Raw genomic sequence first — 10,403 nt, 5'->3', positions numbered from 1 at the left:
CGCTCTTGTAGAGCGCTGATCATGCTTTGAATATCCGTTGTCGATTGCTGTGTGCGAGCAGCAAGACTGCGAACCTCATCGGCGACAACAGCAAAACCACGCCCCTGCTCACCAGCACGCGCGGCCTCAATTGCTGCGTTGAGTGCCAACAAATTCGTTTGCTCGGCGATCCCTCGTATAACGTCAAGAACTTTTGATATCTCGTTACTTTGACCTTCAAGCTCATGAATAACCTGAGCGGCTTGCCTAATTTCACCTTCAAGGGCAGTGATTGACTGGCTTGTGTGGGCTACCAGACGCTGGCCAGATGCCGTCTCAGTGTCTGCTCTTCCGGCCGCATCTGCAGCATGCTGTGCATTGCTCGCAACCTCTTGAATGCTTGCCGCCATTTGGTTTACTGCCGTTGCTATTTGATCTGTCTCTGCCTGCTGCTCAACTGTAAGTACATTGCTTGACTCAATATCCTTTAGTAGGCCTCGGGTGTGTTCGCTAAGCCGATTTGATGCATCACCTATGCGACCTACTATGGCGCCTGTTTCAGCTTGCATCATTCGTAAAGCAAACTCTATTTGGCCAAACTCATCGGTGCGCCCAGTGTAGAGGGATTGACTTAATGGGTTATTGGAAATATTCCTGGCTCTTTCAACCAGTCTTCCAAGAGGAGAGAGAATAGCCAAAACACTAACAGAGCTTAAGCTTCCTGACATTAAAGTGGGCGGTTACAGGAGCTGAGTGCAACACGGTTATTGAATTGAAGCTGGAGCATCATGCCGCATAGCCATAGCTTCCTGCATCACCTCGTCCATAACCTCGATCGGACACTTGAAGTCGAAGCGCTTACGGGGGCGCATGTTCAGTTGCAGTGCGATGGCATCCAGTTCCTCCTGGCTATGCACCGACAAGTCCGTGCCTTTGGGCAGGTACTGGCGGATCAGGCCATTGATGTTTTCGTTACTGCCGCGCTGCCAAGGGCTGTGCGGGTCGCAGAAGTAAATCGCCACCCCGGTCTGCTGGGTGATTTCAGCATGCCGCGCCATTTCTCGGCCCTGGTCGTAGGTCATGCTCTTGCGCATCGCCAGCGGCATGCCATTGAGCGCTGCACTGAAGCCTTCCATCGCCGAGGTCGCCGTCGCGTCGTTCATCTTCACCAGCATCAGGTAGCCACTGGTGCGCTCCACCAGCGTACCTACAGACGAGGCGTTGGCCTTGCCCTTGATCAGGTCGCCTTCCCAATGCCCTGGCATCAGTCGGTCTTCGATCTCCGGCGGACGTACATGAATACTGACCCTCTCAGGGATCTGACCGCGCCGATCCACGCCGCCAGAGCGCGGCCTGCGCATCGTCTTGCTTTGGCGCAGGCAGATGATCAGCTCTTTACGCAGCTCGCCGACTGGCAAGGCATAGATCGCGTTATAGATCGTCTCGCGACAGACGTAGGCATCTCTGAGGCTGGGAATATTCATGCTGCGCAGCTTGCCGGCAATCTGCTCGGGAGACAAACGCTCACGCAGCATATGCGCCACCAATTCGAAGCGCTCGCTACCCGGCAACAGCTTTTGCTTCGGTCGACACACCTGACGGCGGGCCTGCATCTGCTGCTGGGCCACGCGGGCCGAGTAGCCGCCACAGGCATCTCGATTGCGGCGCAGCTCCCGGCTGATGGTCGAAGGGGATCGGTTGATCAAGCAGGCAATCCCGCGCAGGCTGAAACCTTGGGCATGACCGATTTGAATGGTGGCGCGCTCTTCAACGCTGAGTTCGGAATAAGACATAGGGACAGCACCGTACCGGAAAGGTCAGGTGTTGCACTCAGTTTTCGCCGCCGCCCCCTTATTATCACTGCGAGGTGAATAGCTTTTCTGCCAATTGATTATGCCAATGCGATTCTCTTCGCCGAAGATTTCGTCCATGAGCATGCCAAGTCTAAATAGTTCCCTATGATCAATACAGATAGCCATAACCCCGCCTGGGGTTAGCATCTCACGCATCATCCAGATTCTGGGTGTCATGAAGCGCAACCATTTGCTGTGCTTGGACCCATCATCTTTAGGAACTACATCGCCGAGATCTGGATCGTTTGGATCCTTGTCCCACTTGTCGTTATAGCGGAAGTCCTCGCCGGTGTTGTACGGCGGGTCTGTTACTACAAGATCAACTTGACCACGATATTTATAGAGCGTGACCATCGCAGAAAGGTTTTCACCGTCCCAGATCTCATTCTCTGACTGGGCGGTTTCCTCTCCAAAGGATACTTTCTTGATAATACGATGCAGCTTCGGCTTGACCTGGCGGATGATCTGCCAGGGAGCAGCCCGCCCGGTGTAACTCATAACGATGCCATTCTTGCCAGCATCGGCAAGCGCCGCATCATGCTCCTGCAGCATACGGACCAAGGCGGCCCTCGGCAGTTGTTCGTAATCCATGCTTGCCCCTTGAATTCGTGCGGCGGCACCGAAAAGCTGAAAATTCTAGTACCGCTCGTGGATGCTTCACCATCCCTAGGGTGGCGAGTGTACTTGTGAACGTATTGATTTGGCTGTTAAACCGTTGAAAAAGACGGATCAACTGAGTTCCAAACGGGCTGCGTACTGGCTGGCAGATGCGAATCCGGCGCACGCCGCTCCCTTCTGGGCTCAAGCCCGCGAAGCGGGCATAAAGAACCCGGCCGAGGCCGGGATCCTTATGGGCTTATGGGCCGGCGTATTGGTCTGCCCAGTCCAAAGCCGGTGCCACGGGAGCTTGCACCTCCTGAGGCCAGGTTTTGGAGCCCACTGCAAATCGCCCGTAACCCATTAAAAGATAGCTGGGCATCCGACGAAAAGAGCACCAAGGCACCATTACCCTTGAGCTACAGCGCCGCTACGGGGCACCAGTTTGATTTCAACGCGGCGATTTTGGGCGCGACCCTCGGCGGTGTCGTTGGGGGCAATGGGCGAGCTGGAGCCTGCACCAAAGGTTTGCAGGCGCGAAGGATCGACGCCATTGCTGCGCAAAGAGAAAAAGGGGACTGATTTATGTGCGCCAGGCAAAGCTTGGTCGCCTGGGAATGACGGCGCAAGCCGTCACGAAATGGCGTAAGAAACCCAGCGGGTATGACCCCCGCCCGGTAAAGGTTAGCCACCGACCGGAAGCGAGTCTTGCGTGGTGACCGGGTAACCGGCGCTGCGAAGCGTAGACAGCAGAAAAGGGGATTTATTTTCCCTACTCTAAAACGGCCGCTGTTGGCCGATTGCTGCCTGTCGTGGACGACCGTTTAACTTCAAAGCCTGACTGGATTGCAAACTGCTGACACGCGTAGATTCTGTTTTCGACTCGTTTAATGCCGTCGATGCCAGGCCATAAACAGAGAGGAAACAACCGCTCGAAAATTCGAGCCATAGACTCTAGAGCCAGTGGGTAGTCGGAGTCATGTTCCTGCAACCATCAAATCCAGATTCTGCACCGCCGCTCCAGCGGCTCCCTTCCCAAGATTGTCAAACACCGCAGCCAACAAAACCTGCCCCGTCTCATCATTTTCACACACCACCAATCGCAAACTATCAGTCCCGTTAAGCGCCTGAGGATCAAGGCACGTCAACCCTTTGGCCTCCTGCATCGACATCACCTGTACATGGTCCGCATCGACGTAGTGCTGCATAAGACACGCATGCAACCGCACCGCATCCACGCCCGGCGCCAACAAGCGAAGTTGCAACGGTATGGTCAGCACGATCCCCTGCCGAAAAGCCCCATAAGCCGGCACAAACATCGGCCGCTCCATCAGACCGCTTTGCTGCTGAATCTCCGGAATATGTTTGTGTGCCAGCCCCAGACCATAAACCTGAAACGCGGGCGCCTGTGATGCGCCCTCTCCCTCATGCTCTTGCACGCCAACGCGCCCTTTTCCGGAATAGCCCGACACAGCATGAATGTTCGTCGGATAGTCCCTGGGCAGCAACCCGGCCTCCAGCAATGGGCGCAGCAGCCCTATCGCCCCCGTGGGATAGCAACCGGGATTGCTGACCCGCCGTGCCGTGGCGATGCGTTGGGCCTGCTGCGAGTTCATCTCCGCGAAACCATAGGTCCAGTCTGGATGGGTGCGGTGCGCCGAACTCGCATCGATCACCCGAACGGCGGGGTTTTCGATGCTCGCTACAGCGTCGCGTGCGGCTTGGTCGGGCAAGCAGAGAATCGCGATGTCGCAGGCGTTGATGATTTCGGCGCGACGTTGCGGATCCTTGCGATGTTCGGGGCTGAGCGTGATAAGCCGCAGATCGGTCCGGTCGCGTAGACGTTGATGGATTTGCAACCCGGTGGTGCCTTGGTCGCCGTCGATGAATATAAGAGGACTTGCCATGGAATGCTCTCGGACATAGGAAATCAGGAGTTCCAATCTTCAGTGAGGGGCTAAGATAGGAAAAGTTGAATTTCTAAACGATGAAATTCAGCTTTTCTGAACAAGGAGTGACTCATGCGCGAAATCAGCCTGGACCGTCTGCGCACGTTGGTGGCCATTGCCGACCTGGGTTCGTTTGCCGAGGCGGCCCGTGTGCTGCACCTCGCGCCACCCACGGTCAGTTTGCATATTGCCGACCTGGAGTCGCGGGTTGGCGGAAAGCTGTTGTCGCGCACACGTGGGCGCATTCAGCCTTCGGCGATTGGAGAAACGCTGGTGGAGCGCGCGCGGCGCCTGTTGGCGGATGCGGAGCAGGCGCTTGAGGACGTGGAGCGTCAGGTGCAGGGCTTGGCCGGGCGTGTGCGGCTGGGTGCCTCCACAGGGGCCATCGCACAGTTGATGCCGCAAGCTTTGGAGACGTTGGGCCAACGCCATCCCGCTATCGATGTGCAGGTCGCGGTGCTCACGTCGCAGGAAACTTTGAAGAAGCTTGCCGAGGGCTCTTTGGAGATCGGTCTGGTCGCGCTGCCACAGACCCCGGTGAAGGAATTGCGGATCGAGCCATGGCGGCGGGACCCGGTCATGGCCTTCTTGCCGGCTCGCTGGGAATGCCCGGATGTTGTGACCCCCGGTTGGCTGGCCGCCCAGCCATTAATTCTGAATGACAAAACTACTCGGCTTTCGCGCTTGACCTCGGAGTGGTTCGCCAGTGATGGACGGCAGCCCACGCCGCGTATTCAACTGAACTACAACGATGCGATCAAAAGCCTAGTGGCGGCCGGTTATGGTGCGACGTTGTTGCCGCATGAAGCCTCCACGCCATTGCCCGATACCAGGATCGTCATGCGGCCATTACAGCCCTTATTGTGGCGTCAACTTGGTATTGCCCACCGTGGTGGGGACGTCGAGCGGCCTACGCAACATGTGCTGGATGTGTTGTGGGGGTTGAGTGCGGGCTAGGGCGATGTTGTCAGAGAAAGGACCGCTTTCGACCCGGTCATACGGTGATTGAGGTCCCAGGCGTCAGCTACCGCACCTGAAGCCGTCGTTCATCGCTCCAAAGCCGGTGCCTGTCTCCGTTCGCCCAGGCCAGGGTGTCGTAGTACTTGTGCAGCAGCTCGGTAATGGCGGCGGTGTCGTCGGTCATGGGGTTTCCTTGGGGTTGGCGGTGAGGACTGCCTGGACGCGTGCTTGCAGCGCGGGCAGCACGTCTTGTTGGAACCAGGGGTTGCGCACCAGCCAGCGATTGTTGCGCGGGCTAGGGTGAGGCAGGGGGAACGCTTGCGGCCAGTGCTCGCGCCAGGCTTCGACCACCCGGGTGAGCGGCGTCTTGCCAGTACCGAGGTGGTAGTCCATGGCGTAGCTGCCCAGCACGATGACCAGCGACAGGCGCTCGAAACGCTGCATGAAGGCTTCGCGCCAGGCGGGGGGCGCACTCCGGGCGTAGCGGCAGGTCACCGCTTTTGCCGGTGCCCGGATAACAGAAGCCCATGGGCAGAATGGCGATGCGGGTAGGGTCGTAGAAGGTGTCGCGGTCCACGCCCAGCCAGGCGCGCAGACGCGCGCCGCTGGCGTCGTCGAAGGGCACGCCTGAGGCATGGACCCGGGCCCCCGGTGCTTGGCCGGCGATGAGGATGGGCGCACTCGGGTGAAACTGGAAGACCGGCTGCACGCCGTGTGGCAGATGCGGTGCGCAGCGCGTGCAGGCGCGGACGTCGGTCAGAAAGGCGTCGAGTGTCGGCATGGCGCGCTTCCGGAAAGGGTGGCTCGCGCAGGACGGAGGTGCCATCCTGCGCGAAGCGTAACCCGGCAGCAAGTCAGTGCTGGGTCAGTGTCGGATAGCCCTGGATGAATACGCGGTCGGTCTTGGCCGCCGGCACATGGCAGCCCATGCAGTCGGCTTCGTAGCTGACGGCGACATTCTTGGCGGGGGCGTCGGCCTTGAACAGCGCCCAGCCCCAGCCGTCGCCCCACAAGGGGTTGCTGGCGAAACGGCCTTTGGCGTCCTTGACCATCACGAACCACACGGCCGCATCGGAACCCCAGACCACAGGGTTGCCAGTGGTCATGGCGCTGGTTTCGAGCTTGCGGATCTCTTTCACCAGCGTGGCGCCGTCCAAGAACTTGCCGGTCTTGCGGTAGTGCTCGGCCGAGGCCTTTTCGGTGTACACATCGTGCAAGCCGCGAGAGGCGGATTTTTCGTCCAACACCGCATATGAGCCCAGGTGGACGAAGTTTGTGCGGAAGTCTGTGGGGCGGCTGATGCCGCCCTGGCTGTCCACATAGGGCGAAAAGTCGCCGGCCGTGACGGCCAGTGGCAGGACGAGGGCGCTGGCGAGCAGAGCGCCGGTGAGTGCGATTTTCATCGTGTTCTCCTTATATGCCTATGGAGATCAGACGGCGACCACGGGGAAATCCACCGTGGTGTCGGCGATGTGGTTGGTGTAGTTGGTGAGCGTGTTCAGCGCGACGTTGGCGATCACTTCCAGTATCAGGCCGTCGTCGAGCCCCGCGCGGCGGTAGTTGGCCATGGCGTCGGCCGACACCACGCCGCGTTGCTCGACCAGCGCGCGGGCAAAGCCGGCGATTGCATCGTCAAGTGCGTTGGCCGCCTGGCCGGTGCGGGCCGCGGCGATGGCCTCTGCCGACAGTCCGGCACCTTTGCCGATCAGGGTGTGTGCGCTCAGGCAATACTGGCAGCGATTGGCTTGACCGGCAGCGAGCGCAACGATCTCGCGCTGGGAGGCATTCAGGCGGCCGGTGCCCAGCGTTTCGGACAAGCCGAGGTAGCCATTGAGCGCCGCCGGCGCGTGGGCCAGCGTGGCGAACAGGTTCGGCACCATGCCAAGCTTGGCTTTGACGGCCTTGAGTGTGGCAGCGGTAGCGGCGTCAGCGGTGTCGATGGTCAGGGGGGCGATTTGGGTCATGTCTATCTCCGTAGTGGGTGAGGTGCAAGAGCACGTGGGCATGATCGCCCTTTGTTTGGTACGATATGGCACGTAAAGTATCAAATACGTAACCTATCGTCTTATATGGAGAGTGGAATGGCGGATCGACTGGCCGGCTTGCTCCGGCACTACTCGCTTTCGGCGCGCGTTTTTCACAGCGGCGCCTTCTGTGGGCAGCATCATTACGCGGCGCCGCATGGCTATATCCATCTGGTGCGGCGCGGCCCGATTACGGCGCGTTCGCCCGTGCATGAAGATCTGCTGGTTACCGAGCCGAGCCTGCTGTTTTATCCGCGCGTGGCGTCGCATCGTTTTGTCGCCGCCCCCGGCGATACCGCTGAGCGGTTGTGTGCGGAGGTCGACCTGGGCGCTTCGACGGGCAATCCGTTGGCCATGGCCTTGCCGTCGATGCTGCTGATTCCGTTGGCGGACTTGCCCGGCCTCGGGCCGACGCTAGAGTTGCTGTTTGCCGAAGCCGAGCGCGACCAGTGCGGTCGGCAGGCCGCCATCGACCGCTTGTGCGAGTTGCTACTGATCCAGTTGCTGCGTTATCTGATGGATGGGCGGCTTGGCGCCACCGGACTGCTGGCGGGCCTGGCCGACCCGAAACTCGCGCGCGCCATAACCGCCATGCACGATGCGCCGCAGACCGCGTGGTCGCTCGAGGCGCTGGCGGCGAAGGCGGGCATGTCACGCGCGCGCTTCGCCGCCGCGTTCAAGGACGCGGTGGGCGTCACGCCGGGCGACTATCTGGCCGACTGGCGGATGAACGTCAGTTGCACCCTGCTCAAGCAGGGGCGGCCGGTGGCGGTGGTGGCCGACCGCGTCGGCTACGGCAGCCCGAACGCTCTGGCGCGCGCCTTCCGCGTGCGCATGGGCTGCGCCCCGCGCGACTGGCTGGCGCAGCAGCGCGGTGACGCGGCGCTCAGCGGTTCGTGAGTTTGAGTTCGATTCGCCGGTTCTTGGCGTAGGCGGCGCCGGTGTTGCGCTCGTCGAGCGGGTGAAATTCGCATCACGCCGGAACAACTGGCGGAACTCCAGGTGGCGATCCGTCAACGGCTGGTCAGTCTGTTCGTGCGGCGCGGCCGGCTGGACAAGGCTGAGTCAGTGGCGCAGGTAGCTGGATGACGCTGTCCCGCCCTGAGCCGACGCTCACAGGCGGGGATTTCCAGTGTCGTCATTGTCGGCTATTGGCCGGCAGCAGCCCGTCGTTGCCTGATGGATCCAACCCCTCCGCTGCTATAGTGCAGTCGGCTTCTGACGTTCAGTGCAGCCGTCTTCTGAAAACGACAGGTTGAACGCCAAAGAGGGGGCGGGAGCGCTGCAACCGGAGCAGCGTCAGAGCCTCCAGAATCGCCCACACAACGCGGAAGCTGTCAGTCAGGGGGCAAGCCTACCTTGGCACCAGAAACGCGCCCAGGAGGCCGCAGGGGGCGATTTTGGCCGCTGCAACTGTCCAACCTTGGCCGGGCCTCGCCGGGCCGAGTGGGGCGGCCTTCGACCAGGGCGGGCCGGCGACCGTCCGTCGGGCATGGAGGGGACGATAGAGAAAACGGACAAAATCGTACGCTAAGCGTGCGGCCTGTCAGGTTGAGGCCCTAGAGGTTGCAGGCGAGTCGTCAGAAAATGCTGGAATCGGCCCTATTCTGACACTGCCCAAGGTTCCGGCCTGACGCCCAGTTAGGGCATAGCTCAACCCGACAATCACGGCGGTACAGATTCGTCCGGAGGGGCTAGTATTATCGCGCAGGGCTTTACTCAAATCGCTAAAGAAACTCAACCTTACGCCGATCAAAATTAAAATAAACAATCATGATAGAGGCTCTTATGCGCCAAAACCTACCTGTAACTGGTCGTAACCTCGAGCTCCCAAAGGATGCAAATATCCTGTCGACCACCTCTCCTCAGAGTCACATAACTTACGTCAATCCTGATTTTATTAAAATTAGCGGTTTTACCGAGGAAGAGTTACTAGGGCAGCCACACAACATTGTAAGGCATCCTGATATGCCTTCTGCGGCCTTTGAGCATATGTGGAGCACATTAAAGGCTGGTCGTTCATGGATGGGATTAGTAAAAAATCGCTGTAAAAACGGCGACCACTATTGGGTCAGTGCTTATGTCACACCAATAACAAAGAATGGATCTACCGTTGAGTACCAGTCTGTAAGAACCAAGCCTGACCCTGAACAAGTCCAGGCAGCAGAAAACCTCTACGCTCAGTTAAGAAGTGGAAAGTCCGCAACGCCTAAATGGTCTGTTAGTTTGTCCGTAAAAATTCTCTTGCTTATATGGGGTTCAGCCCTGTCAAGCCTTATGGTCGCTGGTATATTTACGGGTGCATCACCAAGTGACCTGCTTTTAGCTGTCTTGGTATCCGGAGGCTTGAGCTCTGTTGGTATTATGGCTCTGCTCTCCCCACTTGGTAAGTTGTTGGCGCGAGTGAAGAACATTTCCAACAACCCATTAAGTCAAATTCTTTATACTGGGCGTAACGATGAATTTGGCCAAATTGAATTTGCTTTGCGAATGATGCAGGCTGAAACAGGCGCCGTAATTGGTCGTATAGGTGACGCATCAAACAGGCTAGGTGAGCACGCCCGAGGTCTGCTAAAAGATATTGAGTCAAGCAATTTTCTTACAGTTGAGCAGCAAGCAGAGACAGATCAAATAGCAACTGCAGTAAACCAAATGGCAGCAAGTATTCAAGAGGTCGCGAGCAATGCGCAGCATGCCGCAGATGCAGCCGGAAGAGCGGATAGTGAGACATCATCTGGGCAGCGCCTGGTAGCGCACACAAGCCAGTCAATCACAGCTCTTGAAGGAGAAATTAGGCAAGCTGCACAGGTTATTCATGAACTCGAAGGTCAAAGTAACGAGATCTCAAAAGTGCTTGATGTTATACGAGGAATCGCCGAGCAAACAAACTTGTTAGCGCTCAACGCAGCAATTGAGGCCGCGCGCGCTGGTGAGCAAGGACGTGGCTTTGCTGTCGTCGCCGATGAGGTACGTAGTCTTGCCGCACGCACACAACAGTCAACTACGGATATTCAAAGTATGATCAGCGCTCTACAAGAGCG

Annotated in this window: 10 protein-coding genes and 2 pseudogenes; 3 read left to right on the top strand and 9 right to left on the bottom strand. The window is 58.5% G+C overall.

Annotated features, from left to right (window positions below):
* The 5 genes and pseudogenes from B3M58_RS02820 to argC form a co-directional block, all read right to left on the bottom strand.
* Positions 1–668: pseudogene (locus tag B3M58_RS02820) on the bottom strand (methyl-accepting chemotaxis protein); the annotation flags it as partial.
* A 75-nt stretch (positions 669–743) separates the two neighbouring features.
* A complete protein-coding gene (locus tag B3M58_RS02815; RefSeq protein WP_003465026.1) occupies positions 744–1,772 on the bottom strand; it encodes an IS30 family transposase in 1,029 nt (342 codons plus the stop codon).
* Positions 1,773–1,796: 24 nt separating this feature from the next.
* Positions 1,797–2,423: a DNA methyltransferase gene (locus B3M58_RS02810; protein WP_003465024.1), complete on the bottom strand. Its 627-nt coding sequence runs from the start codon at positions 2,421–2,423 to the stop codon at positions 1,797–1,799.
* Positions 2,424–2,837: 414 nt separating this feature from the next.
* Positions 2,838–2,993 (bottom strand): annotated as a pseudogene (locus B3M58_RS02805) (OmpA family protein); the annotation flags it as partial.
* 413 nt (positions 2,994–3,406) lie between these two features.
* A complete protein-coding gene (gene argC / locus B3M58_RS02800; protein WP_003465021.1) occupies positions 3,407–4,336 on the bottom strand; it encodes an N-acetyl-gamma-glutamyl-phosphate reductase in 930 nt (309 codons plus the stop codon).
* A gap of 114 nt (positions 4,337–4,450) precedes the next feature.
* Here argC and B3M58_RS02795 point away from each other — a divergent pair, with 114 nt between their 5' ends.
* Positions 4,451–5,335 (top strand): LysR family transcriptional regulator, encoded by an 885-nt coding sequence (locus B3M58_RS02795; protein WP_003465017.1) that lies wholly within the window; start codon positions 4,451–4,453, stop codon positions 5,333–5,335.
* Between the two features lie 183 nt (positions 5,336–5,518).
* Here the strand turns inward: B3M58_RS02795 and B3M58_RS02790 are convergent, their stop codons facing one another.
* The 4 genes from B3M58_RS02790 to B3M58_RS02775 all read right to left on the bottom strand — a co-directional run bounded on the left by B3M58_RS02790 (position 5,519) and on the right by B3M58_RS02775 (position 7,302).
* Complete coding sequence (locus B3M58_RS02790; RefSeq protein ID WP_223866296.1) at positions 5,519–5,731, bottom strand: hypothetical protein; 213 nt, start codon at positions 5,729–5,731, stop codon at positions 5,519–5,521.
* Entirely contained in the window at positions 5,634–6,119 is a 486-nt protein-coding gene (locus B3M58_RS02785) for a uracil-DNA glycosylase family protein (RefSeq protein ID WP_020309195.1), read from the bottom strand. The genes B3M58_RS02790 and B3M58_RS02785 overlap by 98 nt, the downstream gene beginning before the upstream one ends.
* Positions 6,120–6,192: 73 nt before the next feature.
* Positions 6,193–6,741, bottom strand: a complete 549-nt coding sequence (locus tag B3M58_RS02780; protein ID WP_003465000.1) for a cytochrome P460 family protein — start codon at positions 6,739–6,741, stop codon at positions 6,193–6,195.
* A 27-nt stretch (positions 6,742–6,768) separates the two neighbouring features.
* Positions 6,769–7,302, bottom strand: coding sequence for a carboxymuconolactone decarboxylase family protein (locus tag B3M58_RS02775; RefSeq protein WP_020309197.1), 534 nt, complete (start codon positions 7,300–7,302; stop codon positions 6,769–6,771).
* A 117-nt stretch (positions 7,303–7,419) separates the two neighbouring features.
* On the opposite strand from B3M58_RS02775, the gene B3M58_RS02770 reads away from it, so the two are divergent.
* Positions 7,420–8,262, top strand: a complete 843-nt coding sequence (locus B3M58_RS02770; RefSeq protein ID WP_003464996.1) for a helix-turn-helix transcriptional regulator — start codon at positions 7,420–7,422, stop codon at positions 8,260–8,262.
* Positions 8,263–9,150: 888 nt separating this feature from the next.
* The coding region (locus tag B3M58_RS02765) for a methyl-accepting chemotaxis protein (protein ID WP_296217038.1) at positions 9,151–10,403 on the top strand (1,253 nt) is incomplete at its 3' end.

Origin of the sequence: Pseudomonas sp. UBA2684 (assembly GCA_002354655.1) — a bacterium.
Taxonomy (GTDB): Bacteria; Pseudomonadota; Gammaproteobacteria; order Pseudomonadales; family Pseudomonadaceae; genus Aquipseudomonas.
The sequence above is the reverse complement of the archived record's forward strand: the minus strand, read 5'-3'. Positions and strand labels throughout refer to the sequence as shown.